16 protein-coding genes are annotated in these 16,299 nt (G+C 45.3%); 8 read left to right on the plus strand and 8 right to left on the minus strand.

Annotated elements, in window-relative coordinates:
- The first annotated feature begins 7 nt into the window (after positions 1-7).
- From Q1A86_RS17025 to lpxL, 5 genes are all read left to right on the plus strand, one after another.
- On the plus strand, positions 8-553 hold the full coding sequence (locus Q1A86_RS17025) for a 4Fe-4S dicluster domain-containing protein (protein ID WP_220769183.1): 546 nt from the start codon (positions 8-10) through the stop codon (positions 551-553).
- Positions 553-1,143 carry a molecular chaperone gene (locus Q1A86_RS17030; protein ID WP_299809119.1) on the plus strand — a complete coding sequence of 197 codons (591 nt, stop codon included), beginning with the start codon at positions 553-555 and terminating at the stop codon, positions 1,141-1,143. The genes Q1A86_RS17025 and Q1A86_RS17030 overlap by 1 nt, the downstream gene beginning before the upstream one ends.
- A 114-nt stretch (positions 1,144-1,257) precedes the next feature.
- Positions 1,258-2,220, plus strand: coding sequence for a formate dehydrogenase subunit gamma (locus tag Q1A86_RS17035; RefSeq protein WP_299809122.1), 963 nt, complete (start codon positions 1,258-1,260; stop codon positions 2,218-2,220).
- A gap of 143 nt (positions 2,221-2,363) precedes the next feature.
- Positions 2,364-3,428 carry a porin gene (locus Q1A86_RS17040; protein ID WP_299809125.1) on the plus strand — a complete coding sequence of 355 codons (1,065 nt, stop codon included), beginning with the start codon at positions 2,364-2,366 and terminating at the stop codon, positions 3,426-3,428.
- Between the two features lie 134 nt (positions 3,429-3,562).
- On the plus strand, positions 3,563-4,492 hold the full coding sequence (lpxL, locus tag Q1A86_RS17045) for an LpxL/LpxP family Kdo(2)-lipid IV(A) lauroyl/palmitoleoyl acyltransferase (protein ID WP_299809128.1): 930 nt from the start codon (positions 3,563-3,565) through the stop codon (positions 4,490-4,492).
- A 2-nt stretch (positions 4,493-4,494) separates the two neighbouring features.
- On the opposite strand, the gene Q1A86_RS17050 is transcribed toward lpxL, so the two are convergent.
- The 3 genes from Q1A86_RS17050 to Q1A86_RS17060 form a co-directional block, all read right to left on the minus strand.
- Positions 4,495-4,836: a YkvA family protein gene (locus tag Q1A86_RS17050; protein WP_299809131.1), complete on the minus strand. Its 342-nt coding sequence runs from the start codon at positions 4,834-4,836 to the stop codon at positions 4,495-4,497.
- A 108-nt stretch (positions 4,837-4,944) separates the two neighbouring features.
- Positions 4,945-7,290 carry a YgiQ family radical SAM protein gene (locus Q1A86_RS17055; protein ID WP_299809134.1) on the minus strand — a complete coding sequence of 782 codons (2,346 nt, stop codon included), beginning with the start codon at positions 7,288-7,290 and terminating at the stop codon, positions 4,945-4,947.
- Between the two features lie 248 nt (positions 7,291-7,538).
- A complete protein-coding gene (locus Q1A86_RS17060; RefSeq protein ID WP_299809137.1) occupies positions 7,539-7,937 on the minus strand; it encodes an MAPEG family protein in 399 nt (132 codons plus the stop codon).
- Between the two features lie 211 nt (positions 7,938-8,148).
- On the opposite strand from Q1A86_RS17060, the gene Q1A86_RS17065 reads away from it, so the two are divergent.
- Complete coding sequence (locus Q1A86_RS17065; protein ID WP_299809140.1) at positions 8,149-9,369, plus strand: threonine/serine exporter family protein; 1,221 nt, start codon at positions 8,149-8,151, stop codon at positions 9,367-9,369.
- 180 nt (positions 9,370-9,549) lie between these two features.
- Positions 9,550-11,196: a hypothetical protein gene (locus tag Q1A86_RS17070; RefSeq protein WP_299809143.1), complete on the plus strand. Its 1,647-nt coding sequence runs from the start codon at positions 9,550-9,552 to the stop codon at positions 11,194-11,196.
- A gap of 163 nt (positions 11,197-11,359) precedes the next feature.
- Here Q1A86_RS17070 and Q1A86_RS17075 read toward each other — a convergent pair whose 3' ends face one another.
- The 5 genes from Q1A86_RS17075 to Q1A86_RS17095 all read right to left on the minus strand — a co-directional run bounded on the left by Q1A86_RS17075 (position 11,360) and on the right by Q1A86_RS17095 (position 15,042).
- Positions 11,360-11,779 (minus strand): DUF6491 family protein, encoded by a 420-nt coding sequence (locus Q1A86_RS17075; RefSeq protein ID WP_299809146.1) that lies wholly within the window; start codon positions 11,777-11,779, stop codon positions 11,360-11,362.
- A 111-nt stretch (positions 11,780-11,890) separates the two neighbouring features.
- Positions 11,891-12,217 (minus strand): multidrug efflux SMR transporter, encoded by a 327-nt coding sequence (locus Q1A86_RS17080; RefSeq protein ID WP_299809149.1) that lies wholly within the window; start codon positions 12,215-12,217, stop codon positions 11,891-11,893.
- A 202-nt stretch (positions 12,218-12,419) separates the two neighbouring features.
- Positions 12,420-13,259, minus strand: coding sequence for an S-formylglutathione hydrolase (fghA, locus tag Q1A86_RS17085; RefSeq protein WP_299809152.1), 840 nt, complete (start codon positions 13,257-13,259; stop codon positions 12,420-12,422).
- 95 nt (positions 13,260-13,354) lie between these two features.
- Positions 13,355-14,485, minus strand: coding sequence for an S-(hydroxymethyl)glutathione dehydrogenase/class III alcohol dehydrogenase (locus Q1A86_RS17090; protein WP_259650819.1), 1,131 nt, complete (start codon positions 14,483-14,485; stop codon positions 13,355-13,357).
- Between the two features lie 290 nt (positions 14,486-14,775).
- Positions 14,776-15,042 carry a DksA/TraR family C4-type zinc finger protein gene (locus Q1A86_RS17095; protein ID WP_299809160.1) on the minus strand — a complete coding sequence of 89 codons (267 nt, stop codon included), beginning with the start codon at positions 15,040-15,042 and terminating at the stop codon, positions 14,776-14,778.
- Between the two features lie 275 nt (positions 15,043-15,317).
- On the opposite strand from Q1A86_RS17095, the gene Q1A86_RS17100 reads away from it, so the two are divergent.
- Entirely contained in the window at positions 15,318-16,187 is an 870-nt protein-coding gene (locus Q1A86_RS17100) for a LysR substrate-binding domain-containing protein (protein ID WP_299809163.1), read from the plus strand.
- Positions 16,188-16,299 lie beyond the last annotated feature (112 nt).

The raw sequence follows: 16,299 nt of genomic DNA on the forward strand, positions 1-16,299 counted from the left end.
GTAAATGATGACGATGAACAAAAGAGTAGGCTTTGTCTTCAGACAAGAGAACTGTGTCGGCTGTGGTGCCTGTACTGTGGCTTGCCAAATTCACAATGAATTACCAGAAAACCACCGCTTTCGTAAAGTCGACCGCTATGAAGTAAAGCGTGATGACGGTGCCATCGATGTGTGGCTATCGCACTCTTGCATGCATTGTGAAAACCCAGCTTGTTTAATGGTTTGCCCTGCAAAAGCCTACCACGTACGTGATGATGGCATTGTGGTGTTAGATCGTGAGAAGTGCACCGGTTGTGGTCTATGCGCCAGCGCTTGCCCTTACTCTGCTGTCAGCATTCGTGAAGACGACGGTAAGGCAGATAAGTGCAACATGTGCGTCGAGTTACTCGATCGCGGTATGCAGCCTGCGTGCGTCCACGGTTGCCCAGTGGAGTGTATCCAAGTTGGCAACATTGACGAAGTGCTTAAGAAGCCATCTGCCAGCAAAGAGGGCATTGGTTACGGCGACTGCATCACGAAACCTAACATGGTGATTATTAAGGAACGCGCATAATGACAAACCAATATGGTCCGATGGCAACGGCTTACTTTGCCTTTAAATCGATGATCTTCTTTCCATCAGAAGTAGAAGCACTTAACGGATTAATCGCTTACCTAGAATCGAGCAATCCACAGAGTCCACTATTGACTGAAGCTAAGCGGTTTGTCGAAGACCCATCGGAACTGGAGTTTGACTTCAACCGCATGTGTATCGGCCCATATAAGCTGTTAGTTGCCCCCTACGAGGGCGTATACCGCAGCGGAAACCATGTCATGAACACAGATGAAACTGTCGAGGTGGCTGACTTCTATCAACAGATAGGTTTAGTCATCGACGATAAATTCAATGAACCTGCCGATTTTATTGGTAACGAATTGGAGTTTCTTTACTGTGTGCACGCCCTTGCAAGTGAGCAACGACAAGCAGAGAACCTAGATGCCGCCAACGAACTCGATGCCATGGCAGATGAGTTTGTTAATAAGCACCTAGGGCTATGGATTAATCCATTCTGCGAAGGCATTAAGCAGCATGCCAAGCTGGCATTCTGGCTCGAATTTGCCACTGAGTTGCAACTTTTTATCACTAAACAACTGCATGAATAGACTGACATCAAGCCAATCTATTACACATCAGGATCAGGCTCTCTTGCAGCATCTAATGATGCTATGCACAGGAAAGCCAAAAGAGGCGACCCTAAGTCGCCAAAGGAGTTACCTATGAACAGAGCAATAAAATGGTTAAGTTTTATTGTGATCAGCCTGTTTGTCTCAACGGCCGCCATGGCTGATGAAGCAAGCTTGCAGCCACAACAGTGGCAACCTATTAAGGTCGAAGCTATCGCTGGCGATATTCCAGAGTTACGCGGCATGCCTACTGATCCTCAGTTACAGCTGCCCGCATCACTCCCTGAAGAGGCCAACGAAACCGTTTTAGGTTATTTAGCTGAGACTGACACCATCGCGTTTTTAGTTTACGCCAGCTTATTTGCTGTCATCGCGTTGTTTATCATTTTCATCGTAGTTAATGGTATTTCACGCTTAGATGACGGCTTCTCTGGCAAGTTAATTAAGCGTTGGTCGGGTTTAAGTATCAGTGTGCACTGGCTAGGTGCCATCGCTTGTATCTTCTTAATCCTAACCGGCTTAGTACTAGCAGGTGGCCGCCTGTACCTAGAACCAAGCATGAACCAATCTAGCTGGGCGTCACTGGTGGGGCTATCGAGCGGACTGCACGAGCTGATGGCGTTCCCATTCATCTTAGGTTACATACTGATGATCTTAATGTGGGCACCGAAGCAAATTCCAGCCAGCTATGATCTTAAGTGGTTTGCAGTATTGGGTGGTTACCTCAACACGGGTAAGAAACATCACCCGGATGCAGGCTTTGCCAATGCCGGTGAAAAACTATGGTTCTGGGTCTTTGCCCTATTTGGCGCCCTAATGGTGATCTCTGGACTCACCATGATGTACCCAGAGACTTTCGTTGTCACCAAGAACACAGCCAATACCATGCTGTTAGTGCATATCGTATCAACCATTATCATTACCGCATTTTCTGTCGTACACATCTTTATGGCAACCGTGATGTCAGAAGGTGGCATGTCCAACATGACCTCTGGCTATTGCGATGAAAACTGGGCTAAACAGCACCACAACCTCTGGTTCAAAGAGCTGAAGTAATTCACTCCAGCTAAAACTGTACCACCTGCTCACCAGCCCCAAAGCTGGTGAGCAGTTAACACCATCACATTTATTCGTTCTGCACCAACTCTAGCCTTTAGAGAGGGCAACTTGCTGCAGCCGAAATATAGGGAAATACACTAATGAACACATTCAAATCACTGCTGGCGATTGCCGTTAGCCTCTGCTGCGTCAATGCCTATGCCGCTGACTCTGCCACCAATGCAGAACTTGAGGCACGTATCGCCAAACTCGAAGGCAACGCCGCACCATCACAGTTTAAAAATAGCCAAGTGAGCCTCTATGGCTCTATTCGCCCGACATTGAGTTACCTCGACGATAGCCAAGATAAGACCTGGGATGTGCGTGATGCACTTTCTCGGGTGGGAATTAAAGCCAGCACAGAGTTTGCAGACGGTTGGACTGCTATCGCTCAAGGCGAATGGAGTGTCGATATCGCTAACTCAGGCGACTTTGGTAAGGCACGCCAAGCCTATGCCGCTATCGCCTCACCTTATGGCCAAATCGGTATAGGTAAGCAACGCCCAGCCCAGTACACCTTGGTGGCCGAGTATGTGGATATCTTTAACCATGGCAACAGCCCTTTTGCTTACGATCATGAAAGCCCATTTTTTGTCGATAACTTTGTAACCTACCAACTTGTTACCGGTGACTTCACTTGGATGGCTGGCGCTCAATTTGATGGTGATAACGGTGATGATGCCACCGATATGGTGAACGTCGGTGTCGGCTATGACATCGAGCAACTGCATATTGGTTTAGGTTATGTCACTCAAAACACAACCGATCTGCAAGGGGTCGAAGGTGACGATAAGACCGTAGGTGGCGTCGTGGCGTATACCTTTAGTAACGACCTGTACTTCGCCGCGAGCTATCAAGATAAACAATATAACTATGATGCTGGCAGCATGAATAAAGATCGCAGTGGTAGCACCTTAGATACAGCTTTAGCCTATCCAATCTTTGATGATTACAAAATTAAGTTAGGCTATTTCCAGTTTAAAGACGGTATCGACGATATCACCTCTGCCGACTATGATGGCTTTAATACCACACTGGAATGGAACCCTATCGACAACGTGCGAGTTCACCTCGAGTATCTAGACAAAAGTTATGATAATCATGATGACGACCGCTCGGTCACTATCGGCTTTAGGTACGACTTTAACCTAACTTGGCAAGGCTAGATTAAATTAAAATATCTATCTTATCAGCCGCATATTCACTGCGGCTGAATTATCTAATATAGAAAGAGCTCAATGGTTAAACATCGCGTATAATCGCGCGACATTTTTCAGTATCACTAAAAGCTCAACCCCTCATGAGTAAGTACACAGTCCCAACCTTTTCGCTCGCAATGTTACATCCCAAATATTGGTGTGTGTTATTAATCATTAGCGTTAGCTATCTTTGCAGCCTATTGCCCTACACGATTCAGATTCGCTTAGGCAAACTACTCGGCCGCGTCGTACTTAGCTTTATGAAACGTCGCACGCGCACAATTAAGCGTAACCTTGAGCTATGTTTTCCAGACATGCCTGACGCCGAGCGTGAAAAGTTAACCAAACAGAATATTGAAAATACCGGTTTAGCCCTGCTCGAAACGGGCATGGCTTGGTTTTGGTCCAATGAACGCATTGCTAAACACACCACAGTGGTTGGCATGGAGCATATCGACAAGCTAAAAGCGGAAGGACGTGGCGCACTGCTTATCGCTGTGCACTCACTCAACCTTGAGCTTAGTGGTCGTGCATTTGGCCGATATACGCAAGGCATGGCGGTATATCGCCCTAACAACAACCCATGTTTTGATTACTTTCAACTGAAAGGCCGCTCTCAAGGTGGTCATACGCTAATCCATCGTAAGAACGTTAAGTTTATGCTCGAGTCACTCAATGATGGTGCCTTTATGTGGTACGCACCAGATCATGATTACGGTCGCCGCCGTTCTACATTTGCGCCGCTATTTGCAGTAAAAAACGCCTGTACTACAACGGGAACTAGCCTGTTAGCAGACAATACTAACTGCGCCATAGTGCCAGTGGTATTTGTACGCGATAACGATACAGGCCATTACACCTTAACCATTAAAGAGCCAATGATAGATAAGTTTCCCAAGGGTGATGAACATGCTGGGGCGTGTTTTATCAACAAGATTGTTGAAGAGTCGATTATGGCGCAACCGAGCCAGTATATGTGGTTACATAGACGCTTTAAGAACCGCCCAGAGGGTGAGGCTTCTCTATATTAATGCTAGTCAAACCAAGCTGTGGCCTTCTCTGCGGCTTGGTTTTTGACATTATCATCTACATACATAGATACCATCGCTAGCGCCGCAGCCAAGGCTCCGAGATCATCAGAAAATCCCATTATAGGCGTCAAATCGGGTATCGCATCGATTGGCGAAATGAAATAGGCTAGTGCACCAAAAATCACTGTTTTAGCCCATTTAGGCGTGTCTGGACGCTTGGCCGCATAATAGAGACACAGGGCGTTATCGATCACTTCACGACCCGCTTTCTTGGCAAACAGTTTTACCTTCAGCCAAAAGCTCTCGTCACTATATTCAATATTATCGTTTGTCTGTTGCGTCATTTTCGCACCCATTAAAAAGGGAATATTTATACCTGTCAGTATAAGATATTCCCTTATTTTAGTTTATTTAGCTACCGTAAGCTGCTCACAGCTTAGAGCATTGACGCTTTACCTTTGATGTTTTGGTGTGGTTCCCCAAGCATTCTTCTTAGGTGGGCGCTTACCAGTCGGTTTAGCCGCTGTATTGACCCCCTGACCTGATTTGTTCTGACCCGGCTTGCCTTGAGCAGCTTTATTCTGCCCGGGCTTTTTGCCAGCAGCTTTATTGCCATTCGACGTATTGTGTCCTGACTTACTCTGACCAGATTTACGATCATCAAATTGATCGCCCGAGAAACGAGTAAAGGCTTTTTTGCCTTTGCCGTCATCTTGGGAATTGAGCTTCTTCTTATTACGAATAGCTTCACGCTCTTGGCGAGATTCTGCCGGTACCAAACAGTTAGGGCCATTACCAATCAGCTTCTCTTTGCCCATGGCAATAAGCGCTTCACGGATCAGCGGCCAACCTTCTGCGTCGTGGTAACGCAGCAAGGCTTTATGTAGCTTACGCTGACGACCTTTCTTAGGCACTGAGACTTCTTCACTGGTATGTTTAACGTTTTTCAGCGAGTTCAGCTCAGTGTGATAAATCGTGGTCGCATTAGCCATTGGCGATGGATAGAAGTTTTGCACTTGATCCAGCTTAAACTTCTCGCTTTTTAGCCATAACGCCAAGTTCACCATATCTTCATTAGTGGTGCCTGGGTGCGCCGAAATAAAGTATGGGATCAGATACTGCTTCTTGCCTGCTTCCTGTGAGTACTTATCGAAAAGTTCTTTAAACTTGTCGTAAGTGCCCATACCCGGCTTCATCATCTTATTCAGCGGGCCTTCTTCGGTATGCTCTGGAGCAATCTTCAGATAACCACCCACATGGTGCGTTGCCAACTCTTTCACGTAACGCGGATCTTCGGTAGCCAAGTCATAACGCACACCCGAGGCAATCAATACCTTTTTAATACCCGGTACATCACGCGCCGCGCGGTACAGATCAATTGTCGCTTGATGGTCGGTATCTAAGTGGCCACAAATCGACGGGAATACACAAGACAGACGACGACAGGTACTCTCGGCTTTTACGCTAGTACAGCCTAAGCGATACATGTTGGCTGTAGGGCCGCCCAAGTCAGAAATCACCCCGGTAAAGCCCGGCACCTTCTCTTGAATGTCTTTAATTTCTTTAACGATAGAGTCTTGCGAACGACTCTGAATAATACGCCCTTCGTGTTCTGTAATAGAACAGAACGAGCAGCCGCCAAAACAGCCTCGCATGATGTTGATCGAAGTCTTAATCATGTCGTAGGCAGGGATCTTCTCTTTACCGTACGATGGATGCGGTACACGCTGATAAGCGAGATCAAACACACCATCCATTTCATCGGTATTCAGTGGCCACGCAGGTGGATTCACCCAAATCGCACGCTCAGCATGCTTTTGAAACAGCGCTCGCGCACAACCAGGATTCTGCTCTTGGTGCAAAATACGCGATGCATGGGCATACAAATATTTATCTTCTGAGACCTTCTCATAGCTTGGCAGCAATACGTAGGTCTTCTCCCAAGGCTTAGGCCTAGCAGGCTGAACACTGACCGCCTTTGGCGCGTCATTGTCAAAAATCTTTTCATCCGTTGGGCCCGACAGGTTTTTACAACCTACGTCATCGGCGCCATACGGGTTTGGAATAGGATCGATCTTATGTAGCTGATCGATTTTACGCGAGTCCATGCCTTTCCATTCAGGCAGCGGCTCTTTACGGATCACTGTGGTACCACGAATATCATGCAGCTCAGATATAGGCTCACCAGCTGCCAAGCGGTGCGACAGTTCCACCAAAGGACGCTCGGCGTTGCCGTAAACCAAGATATCGGCTTTAGCGTCTAAAACCACACTGCGGCGCACTTTATCAGACCAGTAATCATAGTGAGCAATACGGCGTAAGCTGGCCTCGATGCCGCCAATCACGACAGGAACTTGCTTAAAGGCTTCTTTACAACGCTGGGTATAAACCGTTACCGCGCGATCGGGACGCTTGCCACCGATATTTCCTGCAGTGTAGGCATCATCATGACGCATACGGCGCTCAGCCGTATAACGGTTAATCATCGAGTCCATGTTACCAGCGGTCACACCAAAGTAGAGGTTAGGTTTACCTAACTTCATAAAGTCTTCTTTGTTTGACCAATCGGGCTGCGAAATAATACCGACTCTAAAACCCTGTGCTTCAAGCATACGGCCAATAACCGCCATACCAAAACTTGGATGATCCACGTATGCATCGCCAGTGACGATGATAATGTCGCAGCTATCCCAGCCGAGCTTTGCCATCTCTTTGCGAGACATAGGCAAAAATGGCGCAGGCCTTGTTAGCTCTGAACGATATTTTGGAAAGGTAAATAACGTGGATTCTACTTGCATGGATTAGGCAGCCTAACTGAAATACAAAAATTACGCGGATATCGCACCCCATACCACTCTCACTATGGGGACGCGGAGTATAACAGGCTACGCCTGCAAGGTGTGACTAAAAAAGCATCAAATTGATGCTTTTTTTAGTATAGCCTCTTATCCCATAATTTGGCTGTGGGTATTACTCTGCCTGACTCTCGGCGCATTGACGTCGATACCACAAGGTATATTGGCTTTAAACTGGTATTACCTTAGCGTTATAAACTTGAGGCAAAAGCCAGTAAATTCACCACCACCAGAGCTATCATCACCGCCCAAGTCAGCAGCATCCCCCAGAAGCGACCCAAATGATAACCACCTTGACCTTGAGTTAAGCCAATAGCATGGAGCAAGCGCGCAATAATCCACACGGTACCAAACAGATGTAATAACAGAGCGCTTGTACCATTCATCTCTGCAACCACTAATAACAACAACACTATGGGTGCGTTTTCAAGCAGGTTGGCATGTACTCGCTGAGCTAAGGTGAGGGCTTCATTGCCCGCACTACCGATACCAATCTTATGAGCGCGACGTAGCTTTATTACTCTATAAGTCAACACAATCACGAGTAATGCAGTAAGGCTTACATACAACCCTGATACGGCAAGTGGCATTTTATATCCTGCTAAATTTTGCACACAAAACCATAGCATTACAATTGCAGAACATAATGTAAATAAATGGCAACTTTTTTAACTCAAATAGGGTAAGATGCGCTCGTCAAATTATGACAAATAAATAGCTGCGACTAACAACTAACGAAAACAGTTTAAACCGCTGTTTAATATAAAAATAATCCTGAAGTCACCTATAGCGAATATCATAGTGGATAATCAAGAGTTCTTAGAAAAGCGCCGTTTTATTATTAGACTCGGTAAAGCACTGCATAAATTTGGCACACCAGCCTACCGTTTAGAAACCCACCTACAGGGTGTTTCTAATGTGCTTGGGATCGAAGGCTATTTTTTAATATCGCCAACGGCAATGACCTTTGTATTGCAACACGACGAAGACCAAGAATATAACCACGTAGCTCGAGTTAACCCAGGTGAACTCGATTTAGGTTCTCTCGCTAGGACTGATGAATTAGTCGAAGAGCTAATGTCAGGTCAGCGCACACTCAGTGAAGCACTTGAACGTCTAGAAGAAATTTCCAATAAGCCTAACCCGTACGGCACTAAATTAACTCTGCTCGCCTTCGGTACGTCAGCCGGAGCGTTTGCAATGCTGATGGGCACCAGTTGGAACGATGTATTTTGGTCTGGCATGTTAGGCCTAATGGTTTATGGCCTCGTCTATCGCGCCGAGCGCTCTAAGCGTATGGCCGAAATGCTTGAACCCCTCGCCGCGATTTTATGTGCCATTACTGCGTACGGAATAGCTAAAGTCGACCCCTCGGTTAATATTCCCGTGGTGATCTTGTCAGGCATTATTATCTTTATCCCTGGTTTAGCACTAACGCTGGGCTTAGCAGAACTGGCCGCACGCGATCTTATCTCTGGTACAGCTAGAGTCATGGACGCCTTTATGCTGCTGTTTAAGCTGTATTTTGGAGTAATTTTGGGTATGGCCATAGGTAAAGCCTTGTTTGGTGAAACCACCTATGTGCCCCCCGGATCATTACCACAATGGGGAATTTGGGCCGCGGTGCCCATATTGTCGACGGCGCTTGTGATTATCTTTAAAGCCAGGTTGAAAGACTCACCTTGGGGAATTATGGCGGGGATTGTGGCATTTTTCTCTGCCATGCTGGGGGGGCTCTATTTTGGCGAATCTATCGGCATTTTCTTTGGTGCATTAGCCGTAGGTATCTATTCGAATTTATTTGCGCGCTGGATGAAAGCCCCCGCATCTATCGCTCTACTGCAGGGTATCGTCATCTTAGTCCCTGGTAGCAAGACCTATATTGGGCTCAACACTCTAATCCTAGGTGAGACTATCTTTAACCAATCTCATTTAGGTATTCAGATCTTCTTAATCTTTATGTCCATTGTCGCAGGCTTGATCTTTGCTAATGTCGCGGTGCCGCCTAGACGCACCTTGTAATAATTAACGGCAATTAATACCGAAAAAGAGCGCTTATAGGCGCTCTTTTTTATTGCATCACATCATTTTCAGCTTTAGTAAATCAACATGTTATTGCTTGAGTAATCTACACTTACCTTGTATTACAAATTTGTTACTTGTTGCAATTAGTGGATCGCGCCAAGGAGTATAACGGATAGAATGAAACGGCTTTTCAGCGTGACATTGGCATTCTTGTTTAGCATCCATGCGGATGCCGCTTCTGCTGAAAATAAAACCACAGCTATCGATAACAAGCATGCTGGTGATTACGAACAAAAAAAACAAACCAAGAATATTGTCATCAAGAGTAATGACATTTTTGACCTATCCGATCCTGAAACTTTTTTTATTCATCGTTGGGCCAATTACCTACATATTAACACTCGAGACTTGGTGGTTCGCGATAAACTCAGCTTTTCAGAAGGTGATAAAATCAGCCAAAAAGACTTAGAAGAAGCACAGCGACTTCTGCGGGCTCAAGCCTATATCCGCGATGCCAGAGTCACATTTTCTCAGCCTGCCGCCGATGCCGACCTTGCCGATGAAGGTGAAAATATTCTGGTTGAAACTTGGGACAACTGGTCACTATTGCCGACCTTTAGTGCTAGTCATAGCGGTGGAGAGAGTAAGTTCTCTATCGGCCTCAAAGAAGATAACTTGCTCGGCTACGGTATTCGAACTCGCGTAAAGTACCAATCAGATGCCGATCGAACCGGTTATAAGTTTGCCATCGAGGCGCCAGTTTATTTCATTAGACACGCTACCATCGCCGCTGACTTTTATGATAATAGCGATGGACAGGCTACATATCTTTATTTTGAAAAGCCTTTTTACAGCTTAGACAGCACTCACATGTACTCTGCCGAGTACTTAGATGATTACCGTGTCGATACCCTCAAACAAAACGGCCAGGACATTAATGAGTTTGAGCATACCGAGACTTACAACAATGGCCGCTTTGGCTGGTTGGTTGACCGCAATAGTGACGAACTGTCTCGAATCATTGCTGGGGTGACTCAAGATCGGCATGAGTTTGCACATATCGATAGTTACCCCACTTCAGAACTGCCACAAGACAGAGACTTTCTTTACCCTTGGCTGGCCTATCAATATCTTCAAGATGATTTCAAAGTGCTCAACAATGTGCATCTTATTAATTACAACGAAGACTTTAATCTGGGCTGGCAACACTACTTCAGGCTGGGCTTAGAAACCCGAGATCTCAATGACAACTCGCCTGTCGGCTACCATGTCGATTGGCGCTCTAGTCGTGGTTATCAAGGCGATGAGCAGCTCATTTTATTAGAGATGGATGCAAAAGGCGTATTTGCTACCAACCAAAAAGACTTTTATCAAATCAATGTCGCTGCAGAATATTTCTTCCATCTCAGCCCTAAATGGACAGCTTACTCTAAGCTTAGACTCAGCACCTCACAAAATAACTACTTAGACAAACCCTTTGCTTTAGGTGACGAAACTGGAGTTCGTGGCTATCCCAATGACTATCAATATGGCGACCATCAGTGGGCCTTTACCGCAGAGATCCGTAACTATCCAAACATCAATCTATATCAACTCGCCGAACTCGGCTGGGCAATCTTCACCGATATTGGTCACGCATTTGGTGGCACTGATGCAAATAACGCAGTGTCTTCGCCTATCGGTAGCTTCGGGATTGGCGCGAGAATTTATTCATCTAAATCCAGCTACGGCAATGTAGCCCATATAGACTTAAGCCTGCCCTATACTAGCGGCGTCGACGTCAACAGTTGGGAGTGGCGCTTTCAGGTGAAAAAACATTTCTAGTCATGCAGCAAATCAGAGAGCCTAGGCAGAAATCAATGTAGCCATCTTTGCAATACACCAATAAATATATAGATAGAAAACAAAGAACATAAAAAAGCCTCTAATAAATTAGAGGCTTAGACATTGAGTAATACGAGCAGTTACTCAGGCCGATGAACCAATATTAGTTTTCGTCGGCGAAGGCTTCAATTTTGGCCTTAATCGCATTCTTCTGCTCTTTATTTTCCAGTTTATAGATCCGCTTTATTTGTGCTTTCATCATGGGGTCTTGCACCGTCGACACTGAATCGAAGCCGACTTCAACTTTGCCTAGAGTAGATGTCACCAATAAGCCTTGGGCAAAGTTAAGATCATTCAAGCCACCACCCAAAATCAGCAAATAACTCTGTCTGGGTCGAGAGGTAAGGATCAGTGAATATCTATCGATACTCTCCCAACCATCCATACGAAAATTATCTATCGAATTAACCTGCTCTAGCTCTGGAAAGGTATATTTAGCTATCCGTTCTTTACTCGCCTCACTGGAGGCGCAACCAGCTAAGACAAGAATAAATAATAAAGACACTAATTTTAGTAAACGCATAAATTCATCTCCTTACAACTTCACTCTACTGTAGCAGTTATTAATGGATGCGCAAAAAACAATCAACCCAAATTCAGTCCCAGCAAAATAACTTAACCTTAGCTGTTAACCCTAATGAGTATGCCCCTGTGAAAAGTTAATCATCATCACACCTACGGCCACCAGCGCCATACCAACCCAAGCCGTCATATCGAGATGTTGGCGATAAAACAGAGCAGATAAAAGCGTTACCGTGACAATGGCTAAGCCAGCCCAAAGTGCATGCACTACACCAACGGGCATACCTTTCATTGCCTGACCTAGAAAGATAAACGCCGTCAGATGCCCTAATAACACAAATGCGGCAGGCAATGGCTTACTAAAACCATCTGTGGCTTTTAGCGCCACATGAGACAAAGCTTCCGCCACCACACCCAGTAAAAGAAAAATCCAGCTCATGTTATTACCTTAATTTTGCTCGGCAAAGCTCTGTTTGCAAAGGCGTTAAAATCATTGTCTGTATTATATTTGCCTGAGAGTTAATGATAATCACCCTGAAATACAAATCACTTTTACCCGAGGGTAATAATCTTCTTAAAGGTAATAAAAAGCCGCCTAATTGGCGGCTTTTTGCATCTATTTTGCAGGTAAAAGTGCTGCTTTACTTAGCCAAGTGCTCAGCATGAAAACGCAGGTGGTTTTCAATAAAGCTAGATATGAAGTAATAACTATGGTCGAAACCTTCTTGCATGTTTAGCGTTAAAGGATAACCACTGATGCTAGCAGCCGCTTCTAACACTTCAGGTTTTAACTGCTCAACAAGAAAATCATCGGCGTCACCCTGATCAACCAGCGCTGGTACAAACTCAGTAGCTTGACGCATCAACAGGCTAGCATCGTATTCAGCCCAAGTTGTGGTATCTCGACCTAAATACGCAGTGAACGCCTTTTTGCCCCAAGGGCAATTAACTGGATTGGCAATCGGGCTAAATGCAGACACAGACTGGTAAGCCTGTGGATTACGCATCGCAATCACTAATGCACCATGTCCCCCCATTGAGTGACCCGCAATTGAGCGTTTGTCACTAACTGGGAACATAGATTCAATCAATTGTGGTAACTCATTCACCACATAATCATACATACGGTAATGGCGGTTCCATGGTGCTTGAGTCGCGTTAACGTAGAAACCAGCGCCCTTACCTAAATCGTAGCCGGCATCGTCGGCAACATCGTCACCACGTGGGCTAGTATCTGGTGCGACTATCGCAATGCCAAGTTCGGCAGCCATACGCTGTGCGCCGGCTTTTTGCATAAAGTTTTCATCGGTACAGGTTAAGCCTGACAACCAATAAAGCACTGGTACTTTTTTACCATTTGACGCTTGAGGCGGTAGATAAACCGCAAATCGCATGGCGCAATTAAGGGTTTTAGACTGGTGGCTATATTGCTTATGCCAGCCGCCAAAGCTCTTATTCACACTGATATTTTCTACGGTCATTTAATACCGACTCCTATAAATTTGTTACATCGAGAGCTATCGACTCCCTTAAAGAAACAAGCGCCCGAAAGCGCTTGTTATTTTGTATGACTTAATTATTTGTCGAAATGAATAACAGTACGAATACTCTTACCTTCGTGCATTAGGTCGAATGCTTCGTTAACTTGTTCAAGACCCATAGTGTGAGTGATGAAGTCGTTTAGCTTGAACTCGCCTGCCATGTAACGCTCAACGTATTCAGGTAGCTCTGAGCGGCCTTTAACACCACCAAATGCACTACCTTTCCATACACGGCCTGTTACTAACTGGAATGGACGAGTCGAAATTTCTTGGCCTGCACCCGCAACACCAATAACCACTGACTCACCCCAACCTTTATGGCAGCACTCTAGTGCGCTACGCATAACGTGTACGTTACCGATACACTCGAATGAGTAATCTACGCCACCGTCAGTTAGCTCAACAATCACGTCTTGGATTGGCTTGTCGTAATCTTTAGGGTTGATGCAATCAGTTGCACCCAACTTACGTGCTAGGTCGAACTTGCTTTCGTTAATGTCGATAGCGATGATGCGTGAAGCTTTAGCCATGGCCGCGCCGATAACCGCAGACAGACCAATACCACCCATACCGAAGATAGCAACTGTTGCGCCTTCTTCTACTTTAGCGGTGTTCATTACCGCACCCATACCTGTTGTTACACCACAACCTAGCAGACACACTTCTTCAAGCGGTGCTTCAGGGTTTACTTTCGCTAAAGAGATCTCAGGTAATACTGTGTACTCAGAGAAAGTTGATGTACCCATATAATGGAAAATTTCAACGCCATCTTTAGAGAAACGCGTGGTGCCATCAGGCATCAAACCTTTACCTTGAGTTTCACGAATTTTCTGACAAAGGTTAGTTTTGCCAGACTTACAGAATTTACATTCGCCACACTCAGGTGTGTAAAGTGGGATAACGTGGTCGCCTACTTGAACGCTAGTTACGCCTTCACCGATTGACTCAACAATACCGCCGCCTTCGTGGCCAAGAATACAAGGGAAAATACCTTCTGGATCATCGCCTGATAATGTAAATGCATCAGTGTGACATACGCCAGTGGCGATCATCTTAACGCGCACTTCACCTTTTTGTGGTGGCATTACATCAACGATTTCCATTGATAGTGGTTGGCCAACTGCCCAAGCTACTGCGGCTTTTGATTTAATTGTTTGTGCTGTCATCTTGTATTCCTACTCTTAATAAACTTTATATACGGCATGTCACCGCAGTGGGTATGGAAAGATTATAACTACCTGTTTGACATTGATAATCCCATCAATAGGTAATTTACCTTTACCATATGGTAATAATCTTTTAAAAATGGCTTCATTTACCACGCAAGTCATTTCAAATGGTTTGCCCTGAGCATCTAGCTAGAAGCAACTTATATCCAGTTAGAAGCTAAGCTTGATCACGTTAGAATCAGGCCTAGCTGTTAACAGTGTTTATTCCTAATATCTGCGAAGCCAACTTATCGTAGCTGACTATCTTTACTCGCTCGGCGATTGAACAGATGTTGCTTCGCCCGGCTGTTATCGATTTCATTTTGACAATGGATACAGAGTCGAACGCCTGGCACTGCCATCCGTCTCGCCTCTGGGATCTCTTCACCACACTCTTCACAATGCAGAAGACTCTTCCCGCCAACAAGTCGACTTCTCGCCGCTGCTACGGCATCGTCGACACTACTGTCAATTTGGTCTTGTACCGCACCATCTCTAGACCATCCGCCCGCCATATTGATACCTCTGCATGACAATTGTGCTACCCAATAAATGATCGACAAATGGCGCATTCAATGAGCTGCCATTAATCTATAGTTGAAGTCAGCTCTTTAGTCGACATTGGCTAAAGATGCATTAGTAATTAAAGCGGATTATCTATATCAATCAGCATCACTCGACTCGATGGATGTATTATATTTATTTCAGAAAAGATGATAATTAGCTAAATATGCAAATATCTTTTACCATACAGTAAAAGTTGTTTATTCAATCCTTATAAGGAAACAGCATGTTTAATTGGGAAGGTGTCAGTGAGTTCGTCGCAGTAGCCGAAGCAGAAAGCTTTACCAAGGCATCGCAACGATTAGGCATATCGACTGCGCAAGTGAGTCGTCAAATTAGCGCACTAGAAACAAGGCTTGCGTCTAAATTGTTTCATCGCACCACTCGCAAAGTATCGGTAACTGAAGTCGGTCGCATCTATTATCAGCATTGTAGACAGGTACTCGACGGTCTCGAAGAAGCCGAGCGGGCTATCACCAATTTGCAAACCAGCCCAAGAGGGCTATTAAAGCTCACAGCCCCAGTGACCTATGGTGAAATGACCATTGCACCACTGATCAATGACTTTGCAGCGCTCTACCCTGAGCTTGAGGTGAAACTCAACCTCACCAATCAAAAGTTAGATTTAGTTGATGAAGGTTACGATTTGGCTATCCGCCTTGGCCATTTAGAAGATTCGAGCATGATGGCCAAAAAGCTTAGCAGTCGTACCCAATATGTTTGTGCATCACCTAGCTATATATCTACTTATGGCATCCCACATTCATTATCTGAACTGGATCAACACAACTGCTTAATTGGCACCATGGATTATTGGCGCTTTCAAGAGAATGGCAAAGCCCGTAATGTTCGGGTCAAAGGCAGCTTGAGCTGTAATAGTGGTCATGCATTAGTGGATGCAGCCATAAAAGGCATAGGCATAGTGCAGCTGCCAGATTATTACGTGCAGCCTTACATTGAAGCAGGAGAGCTCACCGCATTACTTGAACAAAACCGCCAACCCGAAGAAGGCATTTGGGCGCTATACCCACAAAATCGCCACCTTTCACCCAAGGTGCGCATGTTGCTCGACCACCTAACGGCAGGTTTAAAGTAATCCAGCTAAACAACTGACTCATATTCCTGTACTGTCGAAAACAAAAAACGAGCCAAAACTAATAGTTCTGACTCGTTCTTTTTATTATAGCCTTATACTATTTTAATCGAGA

This window comes from uncultured Shewanella sp., assembly GCF_947497935.1.
In the GTDB taxonomy this organism is placed as follows: domain Bacteria; phylum Pseudomonadota; class Gammaproteobacteria; order Enterobacterales; family Shewanellaceae; genus Shewanella.